Source organism: Bacteroides sp. AR29 (assembly GCF_900217715.1).
Classification (GTDB): domain Bacteria; phylum Bacteroidota; class Bacteroidia; order Bacteroidales; family Bacteroidaceae; genus Bacteroides; species Bacteroides uniformis.
The window spans coordinates 1-20147 of record NZ_OBMS01000011.1 but is presented as its reverse complement, the minus strand read 5'-3'; the positions used below and the strand labels follow the sequence as shown (position 1 = coordinate 20147).

The 20147-nt window shown below is 45.3% G+C and carries 14 protein-coding genes, 1 tRNA gene and 2 pseudogenes; 13 read left to right on the top strand and 4 right to left on the bottom strand.

Annotated features, from left to right (window positions below):
- Nucleotides 1–221: 221 nt before the first annotated feature.
- The 4 genes from CSD97_RS08920 (at nt 222) to CSD97_RS08905 (ending at nt 8872) form a co-directional block, all read left to right on the top strand.
- Nucleotides 222–2864 (top strand): zinc-dependent metalloprotease, encoded by a 2643-nt coding sequence (locus CSD97_RS08920; RefSeq protein WP_087332731.1) that lies wholly within the window; start codon nt 222–224, stop codon nt 2862–2864.
- A gap of 43 nt (nt 2865–2907) precedes the next feature.
- Complete coding sequence (locus tag CSD97_RS08915; RefSeq protein ID WP_098032302.1) at nt 2908–6201, top strand: SusC/RagA family TonB-linked outer membrane protein; 3294 nt, start codon at nt 2908–2910, stop codon at nt 6199–6201.
- Nucleotides 6202–6220: 19 nt separating this feature from the next.
- On the top strand, nt 6221–7558 hold the full coding sequence (locus CSD97_RS08910; protein WP_005826376.1) for a RagB/SusD family nutrient uptake outer membrane protein: 1338 nt from the start codon (nt 6221–6223) through the stop codon (nt 7556–7558).
- 117 nt (nt 7559–7675) lie between these two features.
- A complete protein-coding gene (locus CSD97_RS08905) occupies nt 7676–8872 on the top strand; it encodes an MFS transporter (protein WP_098032301.1) in 1197 nt (398 codons plus the stop codon).
- Here the strand turns inward: CSD97_RS08905 and CSD97_RS08900 are convergent.
- Both CSD97_RS08900 and CSD97_RS08895 read right to left on the bottom strand, forming a co-directional pair.
- Complete coding sequence (locus tag CSD97_RS08900) at nt 8800–9723, bottom strand: urea transporter (RefSeq protein ID WP_022401656.1); 924 nt, start codon at nt 9721–9723, stop codon at nt 8800–8802. The genes CSD97_RS08905 and CSD97_RS08900 overlap by 73 nt on opposite strands.
- Before the next feature lie 94 nt (nt 9724–9817).
- A tRNA-Ala gene (locus CSD97_RS08895) sits at nt 9818–9891 on the bottom strand.
- A 103-nt stretch (nt 9892–9994) separates the two neighbouring features.
- Between CSD97_RS08895 and CSD97_RS08890 the strand changes: the two genes are divergently transcribed.
- From CSD97_RS08890 to CSD97_RS19195, 7 genes and pseudogenes are all read left to right on the top strand, one after another.
- Nucleotides 9995–10300, top strand: coding sequence for a DUF4286 family protein (locus CSD97_RS08890; protein WP_005826379.1), 306 nt, complete (start codon nt 9995–9997; stop codon nt 10298–10300).
- Entirely contained in the window at nt 10297–10866 is a 570-nt protein-coding gene (gene ruvC, locus CSD97_RS08885; protein WP_005826381.1) for a crossover junction endodeoxyribonuclease RuvC, read from the top strand. The genes CSD97_RS08890 and ruvC overlap by 4 nt, the downstream gene beginning before the upstream one ends.
- 34 nt (nt 10867–10900) lie before the next feature.
- Nucleotides 10901–12898 carry a type I pullulanase gene (gene pulA, locus CSD97_RS08880; protein ID WP_098032300.1) on the top strand — a complete coding sequence of 666 codons (1998 nt, stop codon included), beginning with the start codon at nt 10901–10903 and terminating at the stop codon, nt 12896–12898.
- A gap of 10 nt (nt 12899–12908) precedes the next feature.
- Nucleotides 12909–14381 carry an ATP-binding cassette domain-containing protein gene (locus CSD97_RS08875; RefSeq protein WP_098032320.1) on the top strand — a complete coding sequence of 491 codons (1473 nt, stop codon included), beginning with the start codon at nt 12909–12911 and terminating at the stop codon, nt 14379–14381.
- Nucleotides 14382–14484: 103 nt separating this feature from the next.
- A complete protein-coding gene (fsa, locus tag CSD97_RS08870; RefSeq protein ID WP_098032299.1) occupies nt 14485–15141 on the top strand; it encodes a fructose-6-phosphate aldolase in 657 nt (218 codons plus the stop codon).
- A 333-nt stretch (nt 15142–15474) separates the two neighbouring features.
- Complete coding sequence (locus CSD97_RS18920) at nt 15475–15639, top strand: hypothetical protein (protein ID WP_173675108.1); 165 nt, start codon at nt 15475–15477, stop codon at nt 15637–15639.
- A 186-nt stretch (nt 15640–15825) separates the two neighbouring features.
- A pseudogene (locus CSD97_RS19195) lies at nt 15826–16681 on the top strand (DUF3871 family protein); the annotation flags it as partial.
- Nucleotides 16682–16807: 126 nt separating this feature from the next.
- On the opposite strand, the gene CSD97_RS08860 reads toward CSD97_RS19195, so the two are convergent.
- Nucleotides 16808–18757 (bottom strand): sialate O-acetylesterase, encoded by a 1950-nt coding sequence (locus CSD97_RS08860; protein WP_098032298.1) that lies wholly within the window; start codon nt 18755–18757, stop codon nt 16808–16810.
- Nucleotides 18758–18918: 161 nt separating this feature from the next.
- Entirely contained in the window at nt 18919–19059 is a 141-nt protein-coding gene (locus CSD97_RS19070; RefSeq protein WP_244284024.1) for a hypothetical protein, read from the bottom strand.
- Nucleotides 19060–19514: 455 nt separating this feature from the next.
- Between CSD97_RS19070 and CSD97_RS19065 the strand changes: the two are divergent.
- Nucleotides 19515–19714 (top strand): annotated as a pseudogene (locus tag CSD97_RS19065) (urea transporter); the annotation flags it as partial.
- 165 nt (nt 19715–19879) lie between these two features.
- Nucleotides 19880–20147 (top strand): transposase (locus CSD97_RS08845; RefSeq protein ID WP_173675107.1); only part of this gene is annotated, 268 nt, incomplete at its 3' end.

Below are 20147 nucleotides of genomic sequence, written 5' to 3'. Positions count from 1 at the left end.
ATGGGAGAAAAGATGATATATATGTAAAAGTCTTCATATTGTTTATGGAAAAAACATAAATGAGCGTTGTTTAGTGACTTTTAAAATATACTTTTCGTATCTTTGCGCCCCGTTTACCGTTCTATGGAGGTAGAACAAACTGGCGGTTGGTATTTATTAACATACGTCAAAGAGAGAGAGTTAACGGAGTAATTGTTGCATTAAAGTTAGAGTTTGAATTGATGAAATTGAAGACAATCCTGCCAGTCGTGGCAGTTGCGGGAGTACTCATGTGTGAGCCTGCCGTATTGTTGCATGCCGGTACATCTGATTTTGCTTCTCCCGAAGCTATGGGATGGTTCCGTAAGAAAAAGAAGAGTGAAACCAAGGACAGCGTTCAATCCAAGAGCGACTACGAGAAATTGACAGGTTCCGGTGCTATTGCCCGCAAGGGAATGTTCAATGTTTACCAGAAGAAGAGCGATTATTACTTTGAAGTGCCGGCAAGGCTGCTGGGACGTGATATGCTGGTAGTAAATAAATTACAGCGTGTTCCTTCCGAACTGAATGAGGCAGGTGTGAACCGTGGTACGAATTACGAAAATCAGATGGTGCGTTTTGAATTGGACAAGGCTGCCAACAAGCTGTTGGTACGTCAGAGCCGTCCTCTTCCGTTGGCGCCGGATGAGGATGCCATACGGCAGTCCGTACTGGATAATTATATTTCTCCGCTGATAGCCGGTTTCAAGATTGAGGCATTCAATAATGACTCTACCATGATAGTGGTCAAGGTCAACGATATTTATGATGGTACAGAGACGAGTATCAATAATGTCTTTACGAATATCAACCTGGGAACTTCGGCCATCAAGAATCTCTCCCGCATTTTATCTATCAAAGCTTTTGAGAACAATGTGGTAGCCACTTCCGAGTTGACAACTAAGGTGACCGAGGGAACAACGACTGTGTTTGTTACGGTCGAAGTCAGTTCCTCTCTGTTGCTGTTGCCGGAGAAACCTATGATGGGACGTCTGGATAGTCCGCGCGTAGGTTACTTTACCAATCCGTTGTTGAATTACAGTGACGGTCAGCAGCGTGTAGACAAGAAACCCTTCATCACCCGCTGGCGTCTGGAACCGAAACCGGAAGACCGGGAGCGTTACCTTCGCGGTGAATTGGTGGAACCGGCCAAGCCGATTGTGTTCTACATCGAGAACTCCACTCCCCGTCGTTGGCGGAAATATATCAAGCAGGGAATCGAGGATTGGCAGGCTGCTTTTGAACGTGCCGGATTCAAGAATGCTATCATAGCCAAGGAACTGACGGACAGCATGAATGTGGATAAGGATGACGTGAACTACTCCGTGCTGACCTACGCCGCCTCCACCAAAGCCAATGCCATGGGCCCCTCTATCCTCGACCCCCGTTCGGGCGAGATATTGGAAGCGGACATCATGTGGTGGCATAATGTGCTGGGCATGCTCCAGGAATGGATTACAGTGCAAACCGGTGTCGTACGTCCCGAAGCAAGAGGAGTAAGGCTGCCGGATGAGCTGATGGGCGATGCCATGCGCTTTGTGGCATGCCACGAGGTGGGGCACTCGTTGGGCTTGCGCCACAATATGATTGCTTCCTGGACTTTTCCGACAGATTCCCTGCGTTCCAAAACATTTACGGATCGTATGAATACCACTTCCTCCTCTATCATGGACTATGCACGTTTCAACTATGTGGCACAGCCGGGTGACGGTGTTACGGCGCTTTCTCCCCATATCGGTCCGTATGATATGTTTGCCATAGAATACGGCTATCGTTGGTATGGTAAAGAAACCCCAGAGGCAGAGAAGGACTTGCTTGCCGACTTCCTGAGCCGTCATACAGACCGTTTATATAAATATAGTGAGGCGCAGGATGTACGTGATGCCGTAGACCCGCGTGCGCAGAATGAAGATTTGGGCGATGATGCTGTCCGCTCATCTCTGCTGGGTATTGAGAACTTGAAGCGTATTGTTCCTCAAATCATCCAATGGACTACTACTGGCGAGAAAGGACAGACTTATGAAGAAGCTTCCCGCCTATACTATGCGGTTATCAACCAATGGAACAATTACCTCTATCATGTATTGGCAAACATCGGTGGTATCTATATAGAAAACACCGTTGTGGGCGACGGACAGAAAACCTATACTTTCGTAGAAAAAGAAAAGCAGCAAGCCGCCCTGAAGTTTCTGCTGGACGAAGTGCTGACCTATCCCAAATGGCTGTTCGACACGGAAGTTGGAGAGTACACTTACTTGCTGCGCAACACTCCACTGGGCGTAGTGGAGAATGCACCGACACAAGTGTTGAAGAATGCCCAATCCTATATCCTTTGGGATTTGCTGGGCAACAACCGCCTGATGCGTATGTTGGAGAACGAATCGGTGAACGGCAAAAAGGCTTTCACGGTGGTAGAGCTGATGGATGGCCTGCATCGCAACATCTTTGCCACTACGGAACGCGGTGCCTTGCCGGACGTCATGACACGCGCCTTGCAGAAGAACTTCGTAGATGCACTGATTACAGCAGCTGCCGAAAGCGAAGGAGTGAAAATAAACAAAAAACTGATGGACAACCACTTCTTGCTGGACCATCAGACTGCCCTTTGCAGCTGTGACGAGCATGCCGGTAAGACTTTGGATGCCGACCGTATGGGTGCACACCGCGAACTGAACTTCTACGGTTCGCAGATAAACCGCGTATCTGATGTCATCTCCGTGAAGCGTGGTGAGTTGCTTCGCATCAAAGAATTGCTCCAAAATCGTCTGGGTGCATCGGATATAGCCACTAAATATCATTATAAGGATTTGATTTTGCGTATCAATACTGCATTAGGAGTAAAGTGATTTTTCTTTTCAATAGAGTATTAATTAATTTTATATGTAACGCATGAAAAAACGTGTATTAATCGTTTTGTTATGCCTTGTAGGAGTTTTGTCATCTGCTTTTGCTGCAGAGAAAAAAGTCCAGGGCGTAGTAATATCTTCAGAGGATAACCTACCGCTTATCGGTGCTTCCGTTTATGTGACTGCGGAAGACTTGAAAAAGGCGGGGAGTGCTCAGACTACAATGGGGGTCATCACTGATGTGGATGGTCAGTTCTCTATCGCTATACCTGCGGGGATAACCCGTTTCTTTTGTAGCTACGTGGGATATGACGTATTGGAAGTGAAGCTTGTTCCGGGAAAGGAACATTATGAAATAACACTTCATGCATCTTCCCAAATGCTCGATGCCGTTGTTGTGACGGGTTACCAGACAGTGGAGCGCCGCAAGCTGACGGCAGCGGTATCCAAACTGGATATATCGGACGAGACCATCGGTGCAGTAAAAAGTATCGACCAGGCACTTGCCGGACAAATTGCCGGACTTTCTGTCAGCCCGACTTCCGGTGCTCCGGGTGCTCCGGCAAAGATACGCATTCGCGGTACTGCTTCATTGAATGGTACACAAGACCCTTTGTGGGTGCTGGACGGCATTCCTTTGGAGGGAACGGATGTTCCCGAACCGGATGAGCTGAATGACATCACCAACATGAAGCAATCTTCCATTGCAGGCCTGAATCCGGCAGATATTGAGAATATCACCATCCTGAAGGATGCGGCAGCCACTGCCATCTATGGTGCGAGGGCAGCCAATGGCGTCATTGTGATTACAACAAAGAAGGGTAAGGTCGGTAAACCGGTTATCAATTTCTCGTCCCGGTTTACCTATACTCCTACATTGAGCCTTGACCGGTTGAACTTGCTGAACTCAGCGGAGAAAGTAGGATTGGAAATGGATATGATCCGTAATAACTATTCTCCGGACAATCATAAAGGAGGCGTATATAATATTCTTTCCAATTACAATGAGTTGTCTGCTTTTCAGAATGGAGGATGGGATGCCTTGAGCAGTGATACACAAGCTGCCATCAACCGTTTGAAGAGTGTTAATACAAACTGGGGAGATATCCTTTTCCGCGATGCTTTCAGCCAGGAATATAACTTGAGCCTTTCCGGCGGTACGGAAAGGGTTACGTATTATACCTCTTTCGGCTATTATAAAGAGGATGGAAATGTGGACGGTGTGGGTATGGACCGTTTCAACTTGGTAGGAAAGACTTCCTATAAGGTGAACAGTATACTGAAAGTGGGTGCCTCCATGTTTGCCAACCGTCGCAAAAATACCAATTATCTGACAGATGCATACGGTATGTCGAATCCCGTGTTCTATTCACGCAAGGCTAATCCGTATTTTGAACTTTATGACAAGAATGGCAACTATAATTACGACTACGATATTCAGAACAACACTGATAAGGATTTAGGATTCAACATCTTTGAAGAACGGCAGAACACGTCTAATGAAAGCGTGGTGAATTCTTTTTCATCTATATTTGATGCGGAGTTACGGTTCAATGACAAGTGGAAGCTGACTTCCCAGTTTGGCTATCAGTTGGAAAAAACTTCCAGAGAAGAAATAGCGGACTGGGAAAGCTATGCCATGCGCTATTACTATAAGTTGAGCGAATACTCCCAAGGTGGAGAAACCAAACACTTTCTGCCCGAAGGAGGTATGCAGAAGTCTTATGAAAACTCCAATTCACAGATTACTTGGAAGGCGATGGGAGAATATCGCGACAGCTTCAATGATATTCATGAACTGGAAGTGATGGCAGGTACCGAACTGCGCAAGACTTGGTACGAAACCTTGTTCTCGGCAGGGTATGGCTTCGACCGCAAGACGTTGACCACCAAGCCGGTGATTTTCCCCAACGAAAGTTACGCCACGTCTTTCCCGCTCCATCAGACGACGTATAAGGAGAATGCTTATGTGTCTTTCTACTCTACGGCCTCCTACTCTTTATTGAATCGCTACACGGTGGGAGGAAGTATCCGTTTTGACGGTTCCGATCTTTTCGGTGTGGATAAGAAGTACCGCTATCTTCCTCTTTATTCTGTCAGTGCCTTGTGGCGTCTGTCACAAGAACCGTTTATGCAGCAGGCCAAGTGGGTAGATAACCTGGTGTTCCGTGCATCTTACGGTCTGCAGGGAAATATTGACAAGAATACTTCTCCGTTCCTGTTGGGTACATATCGGTCGGAGAGTATTTTGCCCGGAGTATCGGAAGATGTAATTATCATTAATTCCGCTCCCAACAAGAAGTTGCGTTGGGAAAAGACGCAGTCTGTCAATGCCGGCTTTGATTTTTCTGTATTGAACCAGGCTATCAATCTGAGCGTGGACTATTATTACCGTAAGGGTACCGATTTGATAGCTTTGCGCATGCTTCCTCTGGAGACGGGCTTTACTTCAATGAACGTCAACTGGGCAAGTATGGAGAACAAAGGTGTGGAAATCAGCTTGTCTACCCGTAACATAACGACAAAAAACTTCTCCTGGTACACAAATTTCAATTTTGCCTATAACGGTAATAAGGTATTGCAGGAAAACATACCGGAGCAGCAGACCACTCCGGGACGTGAAGGCTATCCTGTAGGGGCAATTTTCGCACTGAAGACTGCGGGAGTGAATAAGGAAACCGGTAATATGATGTTCTATAATCCGGAGGGAGAGAAAGTGACCTTGAAGGAGCTTTACCGCCTGAAGGACGAGTGGGGGATAGGTATTGCCTCTTCCGATGTAACTGCAGCCGAAGAGAGAACCTTTTATTCGTATATCGGGAGTAGCGATGCTCCTTATACGGGAGGTTTGATTAATACCTTCAGCTATAAAAACTGGGAGCTGAATGTCAATTTCTCTTTGACGTTTGGCGGGTACGTACGTACGCAACCCTCTTATGACATCATCAATCCGGATTATGGCAAGAACTATAATGCGGATGTGCTGAACCGCTGGACTCCGGAAAACCCGAATGCGGAGCTTCCGGCATTTATGCTGAGTGCTTCCAACCCGGAAGAGTACTCCTGGTATGATTCTAAAACCATCTGGAGAGATTTGGATATCTGGGTGAAGAAGCTGAACTACGTACGTTTGCAGAATCTGCGTCTGGGTTACCGTATCCCTGAGCTCCTGACAAAGCGTTTGGGAATGAACTCGGCAACGGTATCTATTGAAGGACGTAATCTCTTCGTGTTTGGTTCGGGATATAATAACTACATGGATCCGGAGTCGATGTACAATCCTTATGCAACTCCCGTACCCAAGTCGGTTACATTCAGTTTGAACTTGAATTTCTAACTTCAAAAGCAGAAAGAAAATGAAGAAAACAATAAGTCTGATGATAATGGCCTGCATGCTTCTGCTTGCGGCATGCGACAACTATCTGGATATACAGCCTACCGGTAGTGTCATTCCCAATTCTTTGGCTGAGTATAGAGCGTTGCTTGCCCGTTCTTATAAGGACGTGAGTAAATTCAGTGACCGGGGAATGGCTTGTTTCCGTTCCGACGAGATGCAGGTTCGGGATAATGAATATGACCAAAATTATTATATGGATATAGAGCGCTGGAACGACCTTGCTCCCAATGCCTATACCTCATCGTTTGAATGGGCCAAGTATTACAATGTGCTTTTTATTGCCAATCACGTTATTGAGAGCAGAAGTGATATTAAGGAAGGCACTGAGGAAGAGATAAATCAGCTTGTAGGAGAAGCGTATATGCTCCGTGCTTATGTACATTTCTTATTGGTAAATCTTTATGGACAGCCCTATACTAAGGAGGGAGCTTTGGATACCAAATCGGTACCGCTGAAATTGGATACGGATTTAGAGAAAGTCCTGAAACGCAATACGGTGGAAGAAGTTTATACTTCCATCCAAGCAGATATTGACGAGGCACGCAAACTGGTCATGAAGGCAGAATGGGAACAGAGATATTCATATCGTTTCAATGCGGCTTCGGTAGAGGCGTTTCAATCACGCGTATCCCTTTATAAGGGCGAGTGGCAGGCGGCTTGGGATGCTGCTGAGGCAGTGCTTGCCGTGAAGTCTGTATTGGTAGATTTGAATGATGCCGCTGCAACTCTTCCTAACAGTTATAATTCCGTGGAAAATATTACTCCACTGGAGACGCCTCTGAGCAGTACAATCAATGGGGCTGCTCTGGCTACTCCGGTTTTTCTCTCCCTTTATGCTGAGAACGACCTTCGGCTGGACAAATATTTTGCTGAAACGGATGAAAAAGGTTTCCGGAAGAATAAGAAGGCGGGAAGCAATAACTACTTGTGTACTTTCCGTGTGGGTGAAATATATCTGACGGCTGCTGAGGCTGCTGCCCGACTTGGAGAACTGTCTCAAGCACGTACTCGCCTGCTGGAACTGATGCGGAAACGTTATGCACCGGAGGCCTACGAAGCGAAATCCGTTGTTGTCAATGCCATGGATAAGGAAGCGTTGGTACAGGAAATATTAGATGAACGTGCCCGTGAACTTGCTTTTGAAGGACATCGCTGGTTTGACCTTCGTCGTTCCACCCGTCCGCGTTTGGAGAAAGTGCTTGATGGTACGCGTTATGTACTCGAAGAGAATGATGCCCGCTATACATTGGCCATTCCGAAAGAAGCCATAGAAGCCAATCCGGGATTGCTGAACTGATAAAGATAAAACTCCCCGATTCTGTATTGACGAGAATCGGGGAGTTTTGTCTTTATGTGGATTGGATATGTATTTTTTACGTACCTTTGCACCGTTTTTTGTAATAGACAGTATAAGATGATACAGAATCAGAGACCTCCTATCCGTAGAATTGCTTTTCCTATTCTTATAGCATTGAGTATTTCGCATTGTTTGAACGATATGCTGCAATCGGTTATTTCGGCAGTATACCCTTTGTTCAAGGAGGATTTATCCTTGAGTTTTGCCCAGATTGGTCTGATTACGTTAGTGTATCAGATGTCGGCGTCCGTGTTTCAGCCTCTAATGGGATTGTTCTTTGATAAGCGCCCCATTGCCTGGTCATTGCCGATAGGTATGGGCTTTACTTTGGTCGGTATCATGAATCTGGCTTTTGCTACTAATCTGTATTGGTTGCTGGCTTCGGTATTCATTGTGGGTATCGGTTCGTCTGTACTCCATCCGGAGGCGTCACGTATTGCTTTTCTGGCTTCCGGCGGAAAACGCGGACTGGCGCAGTCTCTATTTCAGGTGGGCGGGAATTTGGGAGGCTCGCTTGGACCGTTACTGGTGGCTTTGCTGGTAGCTCCTTACGGGAGGAGATACATTGCCTTTTTTACGGTTTTTGCCTTGATTGCCATCGTGGTGATGATTCCTATATGTCGTTGGTTCCGTTCCTACTTGAATCATATCAAGAAACGCCCGATGCTTGTGGCAGGAAAGATAGAACGTCCCCTTTCTTCAAGAATGACGGTGTTTGCCATAAGTATTCTGCTGATACTTATCTTCTCCAAATATATCTATATGGCAAGTTTGACGAGCTACTATACATTCTATCTGATCCATAAATTTGGTGTTACTGTTCAGGATTCACAGCTCTTCTTGTTTGTCTTCCTGGTAGCTACTGCCATCGGAACATTGGTGGGAGGTCCCGTAGGTGATAGGATAGGACGTAAGTATGTTATCTGGGCTTCCATTCTTGGAACGGCTCCATTCAGTATGATGATGCCTCACGTAGGGCTTGCATGGACAGTAGTGCTGAGCTTCTGTGTCGGTCTGATGCTTTCTTCCGCTTTTCCTGCCATATTGCTGTACGCCCAGGAATTGCTACCCAATAAGCTGGGTTTGATTTCCGGGTTGTTTTTTGGTTTCGCTTTTGGAATTGCCGGTATCGCTTCGGCTGTATTGGGAGGTATGGCAGATAAGTATGGTATAGAGGCTGTTTATAATGTATGTGCCTTTATGCCTTTACTGGGGTTGGTGGCTTGCTTTCTGCCTAATTTGAAAAAGAGATAGAGATTTTTTATTCCCATTGTCAGCCATACGGAGAGAACGAAAGGTGCGGTCAATGTAATAATTCCCCAATTCATTCCCACAATTTGCAATACAACAGAGAGTAAAACGGAACATGCAGCCCATATACAGCTCATCCAGCTTTTACCTCCTAAAGCAAGGGCACACAATACGCCATTATATCCCATCAGACCCATATTCAAAGCTTCGGAATCCACTCCCAATAATGTGGCTAGGAGGAGGGGGAGAAGTGCTCCCAATATGGTATATACTGCTGCATTCCGGGAATTCACGAGAATGCCTGCAAGGAAAAATAGTCCGGTCATCATGTTTCCTTGAAACATCACCTGGCCTATGCCCATACTGAAACATTGTAAGTAATTTATGGAGGAAGAAGCGGGTGTTTCTGTATCAGAGACGAGTAGCATGTCAGGCATCAGCCAACTGCACAATCCCAGCAGCATCCATACAGAAAGGATAAAAGGGGTAGTGAATCCGGGCAACACGCGTTGCATGTTGAAAAACCGTGCAATGTAGGTAGATGCACACGAGGCAATAGCCATCAGCATCAAGGAACTTACAGTCAGAAGCATAAAGACCCCTACGGCTATTCCTACCAGTGTACCGTTAAAACCATATAATCCATTTTTTATATCATCACAGTCATATCCTGAGATACGGGCTGTCAACGTACTTATTATGTTGCCACTTACAGCCAATAGGCCCATTTGCCATGAATTCAAAAAGATTCCAATCAACATCAATAATCCGGACAATGCATTGTTTTGGAACATGACTTGCCCTATGCCACGTCCTAAAATAAGTAATGACTTGCGTGTAAAAGCTTCTTTCATGAGTTGTCGAATGAAAATGGACTATATGTAAATTTATAGCTCGTTAATGCGTACAAAAAAAACGATTAGACTAATCTAACCGTTTTAATTTTCGTGGAGCGTATGAGACTCGAACTCATCACCTCGACACTGCCAGTGTCGCGCTCTAGCCAGATGAGCTAACGCCCCGTTGCCAACGTTTGCAGGCTTGCTTTCGTTTTTGATGGTGCAAATATAATGCATTATTCTGAAATAATTGCTATGTTTGCGAAAGAATTTGAAAAAATAAGTTATGCTGATATATAATACCACTTATCATGTAGAGGAAGGAGAAGACAAAAACTTCCTGATATGGATGCAGGAACACTATCTTCCCGAGGTAGAAAAGAACGGAACATTGTATGCTCCACGTATAGCCCGTATCTTGAGTCATATTGAAGAAGGAAGCATCTGCTATTCTGTTCAGTTTGAGGTGGAAAACTCTGCCAAACTGCATCGTTGGCATCAAGAGCAAGGAGTGAAACTGAACGAGGAATTACTGAATATCTTTAAAGATAAAGTGATTGGCTTTCCTACATTGATGGAGGTAATAGTGTGATACAACCGGTCAAAGAGAAAATTATATTGGGTATAGACCCTGGTACCACCATTATGGGGTATGGAGTATTGCGTGTGGCAGGTGTCAAGCCGGAAATGATAGCCATGGGAATTATCGACCTCCGCAAATTTGGAGATCACTATCTGAAGTTACGCCATATTCATGAACGGGTACTGAGTATCATAGAGAGTTATTTGCCTGACGAGCTCGCTATTGAGGCCCCTTTCTTCGGAAAGAATGTACAGTCCATGTTGAAGTTGGGGCGTGCGCAAGGCGTAGCAATGGCAGCTGCTTTGAGCAGGGATATTCCCATTACGGAATATGCTCCTTTAAAAATAAAGATGGCCATCACCGGAAACGGACAAGCATCCAAGGAACAGGTGGCAGACATGTTGCAGCGTATGCTGCATTTTCCTAAAGAGGATATGCCTACTTTTATGGATGCAACGGACGGGCTTGCTGCTGCCTATTGTCACTTTCTGCAGATGGGGCGTCCCACGGTGGAGAAAGGCTATCATGGCTGGAAAGACTTTATTGCCAAAAATCCGGATAAGGTGAAGAAGTGATAAGAATTGAAATGTAGAATCTAAAAATAATATCATGAAATTGAATGAACTTGCTATCATTGGAGTGGCTGCAACGACGGTTGTAAGCTGCACTCCCGCGAAGACGGAGTATGCTTCGTACGAACTTTACCCTGTCCGTTCGGGTAGTCTGACAGAGATGGAATATACACCTGCTGCCACGCAATTCACATTGTGGGCACCTACGGCAGATGAAGTTCGCCTGATGTTGTTCGAAGCAGGAGACGGAGGGCATGCCTATGAAACTATTTCAATGGAACCCTCTGAAGAAGGAACTTGGAAAACTAAAGTTGAAAAGGACTTGATGGGTAAATTCTACACATTCAATGTGAAAATCAATGATAAGTGGCTGGGGGACACTCCGGGTATCAATGCCAAAGCTGTAGGGGTGAATGGAAAACGTGCCGCCATCATCGACATGAAATCCACGGACCCTGAAGGATGGGCAGATGATAAACGTCCGGCATTGGCCTCTCCTGCCGATGTGATTCTTTATGAAATGCACCATCGTGATATGTCCATCGACCCGTCGTCGGGCATTGAGCATAAAGGAAAGTTCCTGGCACTGACAGAACAAGGAACGGTAAGTCCCGACAAGCTGGCAACCGGCATTGACCATCTGAAAGAATTGGGGGTGACACATGTACATCTCCTTCCGTCTTATGACTATGCCTCCGTTGATGAGACAAAGCTGGACGAGAACAAGTATAATTGGGGATATGATCCGCAGAATTACAATGTGCCTGATGGCTCTTATTCTACCGACCCCTACAAACCGGATGTTCGTATCCGGGAATTCAAGCAGATGGTGCAGGCTTTGCACAAAGCAGGTATCCGTGTTGTTCTGGATGTGGTGTATAACCATACTTTCAATACATCCGACAGTAATTTTGAACGTACAGTGCCGGGATACTTTTACCGTCAGCGACCGGACGGAACGTATGCAGACGGTTCGGCTTGTGGCAATGAAACTGCCAGCAACCGTCCGATGATGCGTAAATACATGATAGAGTCTGTATTACATTGGATTAATGAATATCACATTGACGGATTCCGTTTTGACCTGATGGGTATTCATGACATCGAGACAATGAACGAAATCCGTAAGGCGGCAACGTCTGTAGATCCGACTATATTTATATATGGTGAAGGATGGGCGGCATCGGCTCCACAGATGGCGGAAGATTCTCTGGCAATGAAAGCCAATACTTATAAGATGCCGGGTGTTGCTGCTTTCTCTGACGAAATGCGTGATGCTTTACGCGGTCCGTTTAATGACAATCATCAAGGTGCTTTCCTTGCTGGATTGCCGGGAGGAGAGGAGAGCATAAAGTTTGGTATTGTAGGAGCCATCAGGCATCCGCAAGTAAATAATGACTCTGTGAATTATAGTAAGGCTCCGTGGGCGGAACAACCTACACAGATGATCAGCTATGTTTCCTGCCATGATGATATGTGCTTGGTGGATAGGCTGAAAGCAAGTATCCCGGGTATTACTCCCGTAGAATTGGCAAAGCTTGACAAACTGGCGCAAACAGCCGTATTCACTTCCCAAGGTGTACCGTTTATTTATGCCGGTGAGGAAGTGATGCGTGACAAGAAGGGAGTACACAATAGTTTTGAGAGTCCCGATTCCATCAATGCGATTGATTGGAGACGAAAGGCGGAGCATGCAGATGTATTTGCTTATTATAAAGGGTTGATACAGCTTCGTAAGAAGCATCCGGCTTTCCGTATGGGTGATGCGGATTTGGTGCGTAAGCATTTGGAATTTCTACCGGTTGACGGCAGCAATGTGGTGGTTTACCGTCTGAAAGAAAATGCCAACGGTGATGCATGGGGAGATATTATACTAGTCTTGAATGCCCGTAAGGAGCCTGCCAAACTTACCGTACCCGAAGGTAAATATACAGTGGTCTGCAAGGATGGCTTTATCAATGAACAAGGTTTGGGCACACTGTACGGCCCCGAAGTTGTTGTTCCGGCCCAATCGGCACTGATTATGTATAAATGATGATTGGATGATGCAACAACATACAATACACATAGCGGGGGGCGTAGTACGCAACCCGCTTGTTCGTTTGACAGAGCCTGCCACCCTTGATTTCCTGGCAGGAGAACACATTGCCATTGTAGGACCGAACGGAGCCGGAAAGAGCCTCCTGGTGGATATGCTGACGGAAAAGTATCCTTTGCGTGATGGTGAGCTTACCTATGATTTCTCTCCCTCCCTCACGAAAACTGCCTATGACAATATCAGATACATTGCCTTCCGTGATACTTACGGTTCTGCCGATGCCAATTATTACTATCAACAGCGTTGGAATGCCCACGACCAGGAGGATGCTCCGCTAGTACGCGAAGTGCTGGGAGAGGTAAAAGACGATGTCTTGAGGCGGCAGCTATTTGAACTTTTCAGCATAGAGCCGATGCTTGACAAGAAAATCATTCTTCTCAGCAGTGGGGAGCTGCGCAGGTTTCAGTTGACTAAAGCTTTACTGACTGTTCCCCGAATTCTTATCATGGACAATCCTTTCATAGGGCTGGATGCGCCTACCCGTGAACTGCTTTTTAATTTGCTGGAGCGGCTTACCCGGCTGGGCGAGTTGCAGATTGTCCTTGTGCTTTCCATGTTGGATGACATACCTTCATTTATTACACATGTTGTGCCGGTAGAGGACATGAAGGTGGGCGAAAAGATGGAACGTGAGGAGTATGTGCAGGCATTCTGTGCGGGCAATCAGATGCGTATTCAGGAAGAGGCCGGAGCGTTGGAGGAATTGCAGCGGCGTATTCTCGATTTGCCCTACGAACATGCGAATTTCACTTCGGACGAAGTGGTGAAATTGAACGGGGTTAGCATCCGTTACGATGACCGTACCATTCTGAAGGAGCTGGATTGGACAGTGATGCGTGGTGAGAAGTGGGCGCTGAGTGGCGAGAACGGTGCCGGCAAGTCTACCTTGCTTAGTTTGGTTTGTGCGGATAATCCGCAGTCATACGCCTGCGATATCAGTCTTTTCGGACGGAAGCGCGGAACGGGGGAGAGTATTTGGGAAATCAAGAAACACATCGGTTATGTCAGTCCGGAAATGCATCGTGCTTATCTGAAGAATCTGCCTGCCATAGAGATTGTCGCTTCCGGTCTGCACGACAGCATCGGATTGTATAAACGTCCTCATGCCGAACAGATGTCGGTATGTGAGTGGTGGATGGAGATTTTCGGTATTGCCGCCTTGAAAGACAGTCCTTTTCTGCAACTCTCCAGCGGGGAACAGCGTCTGGCATTATTGGCACGTGCTTTTGTCAAGGACCCGGAACTGCTGATATTGGATGAACCGCTTCATGGACTCGATACATACAACCGCCGTCGGGTCAAGAAGATTATAGAGGCATTCTGCCATCGTCGGGATAAAACGATGATTATGGTAACCCACTATGAGAATGAATTGCCGCAAACAATTACTAACCGTTTATTCTTGAAGCGAAACCGCTGACCGGATAATAATTACGTCAAGCAAAGATAATAAAGGACTGGCGGGAACCATTTATGGTGTAAATCGTTATATTTGTAATATCAACCATCTAAACATTTATATCATGAAGTTTTTTATTGATACGGCAAATTTGGAACAGATTCGGGAGGCCTATGACTTGGGCGTACTCGACGGAGTTACCACGAATCCTTCGCTTATGGCAAAAGAAGGTATCAAGGGAGTGGAGAACCAGCGAAAACACTATGTGGACATCTGCAACATTGTGCAGGGAGATGTGAGTGCCGAGGTGATAGCCACCGACTATGAAGGTATGATTAAAGAGGGTGAAGAGCTGGCAGCCTTGAATCCGCATATTGTAGTGAAGGTACCTTGCATTGCAGAAGGTATTAAGGCCGTTAAATACTTCTCGGGCAAAGGTATTCGTACAAATTGTACTTTGGTATTCTCTGCCGGGCAGGCATTGCTGGCAGCCAAAGCAGGTGCAACGTATGTTTCCCCGTTTGTAGGCCGTCTCGATGACATCTGTGAGGATGGCATTGCTTTGGTTGCCAAGATTGTGGAGATGTATCGTTATTACGGATATACCACCCAGGTGCTTGCCGCTTCTATCCGGCATACAGCACATATCATGCAGTGTATAGAGGTGGGTGCTGATGTGGCTACTTGTCCGCTTTCGGCCATTAAGGGCTTGCTCAATCATCCGCTGACCGATTCCGGTCTGAAGAAGTTCCTTGAAGATTACAAATGCGTGAACGGATAAACTTAAAATATCCTATAAACCTATCTTTCAATGTAATTATTGACTAATATTGGTGAGAAATAGAATAAAAAGATTTATTTTTGATTCGTGTGCTGAAAATCAAGTATTTAAGAACTATATTTCTCTTTTTTCGTACTTATATGCTTTAAGTAGAACACCACAAGGATAGGAATTCTTTTTTATCCGAAGACATTTTTACCCTGCCATTTCAACTTGGCGGGGTATTATTTTTTTCTCCATTTCCAATCCCCTCAAAGCCTTATATATGAGAATGATATATAAGAGAAATAGAGAATAGAAATAACAATATTAATAACTTAAAATTTAGGAGACATGGGAAATTTAATTAAAGGATTGAAGGTTACAGCTTATGTGGCCGAGATTATCGTGGCAGGTTCAGTAGTAATCGAGCTTGCGGAGAAGTATAGTGGCAAATTCGGGAAAAAGAAGATTGCCACGGGTACAGTCAAGGCCGTTGATGCTGCGACTGAAAACTGATGGTACGTCTGATGAATGGATTATGACAAGAAAGCGGACGTAATAATAACCGTATTGGAGGTAGCAACTTCAATACTCAAAGGGATAAAGAAGCTAAGAGGTATATTCATAAAAACAAAGAAATGACACCTCTTGGCTTTTTTTGTTTCATCGCATTTTATTAACTGACTAAAAAATAACAGGAGTATGGAAACAATGACTAATGAACTTACTATCATTCCAAGAACAATCGGAATGGTAACAAGAATGATGGATGCAATTGGTGTCGAAGATGCTGTAATCGTATCGGAAGAGCAGAAGGAGCATCCAAACTTTATTGAGAGTAATACCTCAGGTATTACACTTGAAGAACTTGAAAGGAACTGTATTGTACCCAGTTTCGGAGACAACCAGCTTACCATCAGCCACCAGGTATTCATACACCGAATCGAGGAGGCTGCAAGGACTTATTTTATCGGTGAGAACTTTGGTAACACAGAGATCAGAGTATCCCACAAAATCCTGGGAAGAGTACCAGGTGCATTGACAAAGAGGAAGGAAGAACTGAAGCCTGAGGACGGGACCATCTATTATCAACGTATGGCTTTCTGCTTCCATATCCGTTCCATGAGTAGAATGATGAACGGCGAGGAAGTACATCTTTGCATAGGTGGGGTACGCAGTTTGAATGAGGAAAACTTATACAACCGAAAATCACCTGAGAAATTCAAGATATTCATAGGGTGGAGGGTTCGTGTCTGTTCAAATCTAATGCTGACAAATGATGTCTTGACCGAAAGACTACTTCAATCCCGAACAAAATCTTAGGTTACTTGAAAACTTGGGAAGAGCGAAAATCTCACAAACCCAGTTCTGTCAGATTATCGGCCGTTTGAGATTGTATCAAGCTTTACCTGCTTCACAACTTAGAGAGCTTCCAAAGGTTATCTTGGGTGATTCCAATGTTAATGCGGCTACGAAAGGCTACATAGAGAATCCTAATTTTGAGTTACGTGGAAGAGAGAATATTTCATGCTGGGACTTGATGCAGCTACTCAATGAGACATTGTCTGTTAACAGATTTGTCCCGAACCAGAGCAGCGACCAGATATATTGATGCGATACTCTGCACCATGCCGGTCCTGGACTGTTTCGGGATATTCATTGTATAATGTGTCTGGAAACAGGATTATCTCTGCTTCCCTTTAAACAGATGAGGGATGAATTCATTCAAACACCTGCGCCACGTCAGCCATTCGTGAGCCGTACCTTGCGACTCGTAGAAGTCCACACGGATATTCATGTCGCGGAGGTTCTTCACTAACTGCTTGGTACCCATGTTCTCTTCCGTACCACACCCTAAGAAAAGGTAATGCACTCTCTCATTAAAGCTTTTGGCATCAGTAAACACCCCGTCGAAAGCATTCTTCACATCCAAACCGAAAATAGCGCCACTAAAACCACCTATGTACGAGAATTTATCCAAATTGGCCAACGTGATGTCGAATGTCTGTTTGCCACCCCATGACAAACCGGCCATGGCACGATGGTCACGATCGGCATACGTGCGGAATGTCTTGTCTATCATAGGAATCAAATCGTTTATCATTAACGTGGCAAACGAAGCTCCATATAAATTACGCTCCGCATTTACATCCTTTCCGGGTCTTGGACGGAACCCTACCTCTATATCTCCGCTTTCCATTACCACAATCATCGGAACACATTTGCCCGACGCTATCTGATTGTCGAGGATATTATGCATCAACCCCTGATTGCTCCAACCCGTTTCGTTTTCGCTCATACCATGTTGCAAATAGAGCACCGGATAACGTTTCTTTGCATTCGTTTCATACTCTGCCGGTGTATAGACCAGGCAATGGCGGAAACGTTGCTGCCCTTCGGAGTAATAAGTGACATTACGAACTTGTCCGTGCGGAACATGCTGGATACGGTAATAATCCCCTTCCTTGCTTTCAGGCACATCAATGCTGCTGACCATACGGCTACATCCGAACACAGTACCACTCATCGGGTCGTTGACCGAAAAACCATCAACCACCAAAGAATAGTAATGAGGGCCAACCACTTGTGGATCGGTTTTCACCGTCCACCAGCCGTTTTCATCCCTATCCATATCATATCTCTTGTTGCACAAGTCCACTTGAAGACGCTTGACGTCCGGCGAATAAATACGGAAATAAGCCCGGTTATCCTTGTCGAAACGTGGAAAATCACAGCCGTACATATTGGAAGATGCAGCCACCGTATTCTTCAATATATCCTCGGTAGTCGGAAGTTCCCTGCCCATCAGTTTCAGAATCTGCGCGGCATAACGACGTCCCAAGACACGATAGCCCACAGCATCAAAGTGCAGACGGTCGGCGGCACAACTCAACCCGGCAGAGGAAATAACGAAACTGTTCTTTACCACCTGCGGCAAGGTAGCTATGATGGGATTCATGCGAGCACACGTACCTTCATGGTCTTCATTTACCACCTCGCCTGCCAATAAAGGCACATCCACAGATTTCAGGTTCAAGTCTGTCAATAGGCTTTCATATACGCTACTCACCTTTTGTGGCCAATCCTTCTCACCGGTATTCGACTCTCCCTGATGAAGCAGGATGCCTTTTATCACACCGTCCCTTTGTGCGATACGTGCCATTTCCACCAAACGCGCATACGGGTCGTTGTCGTATTCCTTTAATATGCCGAGCATCCAGTCCGGAGCGGTCTTAATGTACTCCTTCCGTTTGTCCTTCATGAACAGCTCTATCCGGCAGCCTCCTATAGCCACGTGTACAACCCCCACCCGGACTTCCTCCGGTAGATTTTCAATCAAAGTCCGGCCAAAGTAGTCGACGGGGGTCAGCCCCGTATTTGCACGGCACAAAGGCGCTCGCGCCGGATACCATTCGCCTTTGGTCCGCCCAAGCTCCTGATTGTCCACCGCAGCCATCACTTGAAAACGAGGATTCACAACCGTGTCTTTCGCCTCATAGCGGGCATTTCCCTCCATATTGGACTGTCCGAAACACAAATAAATATGAAAATTGGGATCTTGTGCAAAGACAGATTCACCCAGCAGTAACAAAGCTGCTCCTATCAACTTCAAAAAAGGAAAAAGATTCTTCATAACAGTTCCATTATTTATTATTAATTACCTTTAGTTTATTCTACATACTGCATAGTCCCATCTTCATTATAATGCAACCCGTCCACACATACAGAACGGCGGTCCATCGCACCTGTACGTCCATCCAATGTGAGTGCGGCATTATGATGGAAGAGATGCCACTAACCCTTGAATTCCACAATAGCCGGATGGACGGTGAAACTGTTCTTCGCCATACCAGTCAGTTCACCCCGACACGTCCAAGGTCTCTGTATACTGGAGGCTGTTGTATATATTTTCCCTTCCCTCTCCCATTGAGTCATAAGTAAAATTCCTTTCCTACATGCGGCCACGGACCTTCCACGTATTTAGGCAAATCCACCACTCCGATGTCGTCTTCCAACTCCGTCATATTCGGTTTCAGCCTCGCCAAAATGCAAGTTCCATTTCCCCGGCAAAGCTATGCCAGCCCTCGTTTTTAATCAACACCCATAGAACAGACATTGCCAAATGCCATATAAGAGTGAATTAGAAGGAACAATTATCACACCATTGTAACATGTGAAAAGTACAACATAATTATACGCTAAGTTACATGTATAAACAGAATAGGCATCATATTGTCTCTGTCTCCTCCTGTTGGCAATTTCGTTCTTTTCGGATAAAGTTCAAAATTAAGTAAATGTAATGATTATAATATGCATCAATTATTGCTATAATAGGTTTCAAATGTTGCTACGAAACAAACTGGACCATCGTAAAGGATATTTGATACCGTTATAACGGTGTATTGTGTGCCATTGCTTTAAGAGATAGAACCCTGAGAAGCCTTGGGCTTCATGTTCCATCTTGTTGTCCGTTATATTGCAAATGATAGGGATGAACTTGGGGATTATTATTCTGGCTGCACCTTTTGTCGTATCTGTATGGATTATAATGGGAATACAGAAATTGGCAAGCCTTAGAACTGTAAAATAAACAATACCCATACAGCAGATTCTGTTAATTCTTGATATACGTAATCCAAATCTTTATTGCTGTAAGTATCAATGATATTACTGAAATTACAATGGCAATCGAGGATGTAAATTAAACTGTGTCAGCAAGGAATAAAGTATTAACTTTGCTAACACAGTTTTTTTTATGAAAGAAGAATTTGATTTCGAGAGTATCAAGAACAAGGCCATTGAACAGCTGAAAGCCGGCAAGCCTTTGTTGGGTAAGGACGGCGCCTTTGCCCCACTATTGGAAAGTATATTGAATGCAGCCCTGGAAGGAGAGATGGATGCACATTTGACAGAAGAAGAACGCCAGATGGGTAACCGTCGTAACGGAAAGATGCAAAAGCAGGTTCAGACTCCCTTGGGCGAAGTAACCGTTTCCACTCCCCGTGACCGTAATTCGAGTTTTG

What these genes read in the sequence shown, in the direction of transcription:
- CSD97_RS08920 (WP_087332731.1), top strand. Translation starts at nt 222, where the DNA reads ATGAAATTGAAGACAATCCTGCCAGTCGTGGCAGTTGCGGGAGTACTC.
- CSD97_RS08915 (WP_098032302.1), top strand. Translation starts at nt 2,908, where the DNA reads ATGAAAAAACGTGTATTAATCGTTTTGTTATGCCTTGTAGGAGTTTTG.
- CSD97_RS08910 (WP_005826376.1), top strand. Translation starts at nt 6,221, where the DNA reads ATGAAGAAAACAATAAGTCTGATGATAATGGCCTGCATGCTTCTGCTT.
- CSD97_RS08905 (WP_098032301.1), top strand. Translation starts at nt 7,676, where the DNA reads ATGATACAGAATCAGAGACCTCCTATCCGTAGAATTGCTTTTCCTATT.
- CSD97_RS08900 (WP_022401656.1), bottom strand. Translation starts at nt 9,723, where the DNA reads ATGAAAGAAGCTTTTACACGCAAGTCATTACTTATTTTAGGACGTGGC.
- CSD97_RS08890 (WP_005826379.1), top strand. Translation starts at nt 9,995, where the DNA reads ATGCTGATATATAATACCACTTATCATGTAGAGGAAGGAGAAGACAAA.
- pulA (WP_098032300.1), top strand. Translation starts at nt 10,901, where the DNA reads ATGAAATTGAATGAACTTGCTATCATTGGAGTGGCTGCAACGACGGTT.
- CSD97_RS08875 (WP_098032320.1), top strand. Translation starts at nt 12,909, where the DNA reads ATGCAACAACATACAATACACATAGCGGGGGGCGTAGTACGCAACCCG.
- fsa (WP_098032299.1), top strand. Translation starts at nt 14,485, where the DNA reads ATGAAGTTTTTTATTGATACGGCAAATTTGGAACAGATTCGGGAGGCC.
- CSD97_RS18920 (WP_173675108.1), top strand. Translation starts at nt 15,475, where the DNA reads ATGGGAAATTTAATTAAAGGATTGAAGGTTACAGCTTATGTGGCCGAG.
- CSD97_RS08860 (WP_098032298.1), bottom strand. Translation starts at nt 18,757, where the DNA reads ATGAAGAATCTTTTTCCTTTTTTGAAGTTGATAGGAGCAGCTTTGTTA.
- CSD97_RS19070 (WP_244284024.1), bottom strand. Translation starts at nt 19,059, where the DNA reads ATGACTCAATGGGAGAGGGAAGGGAAAATATATACAACAGCCTCCAGT.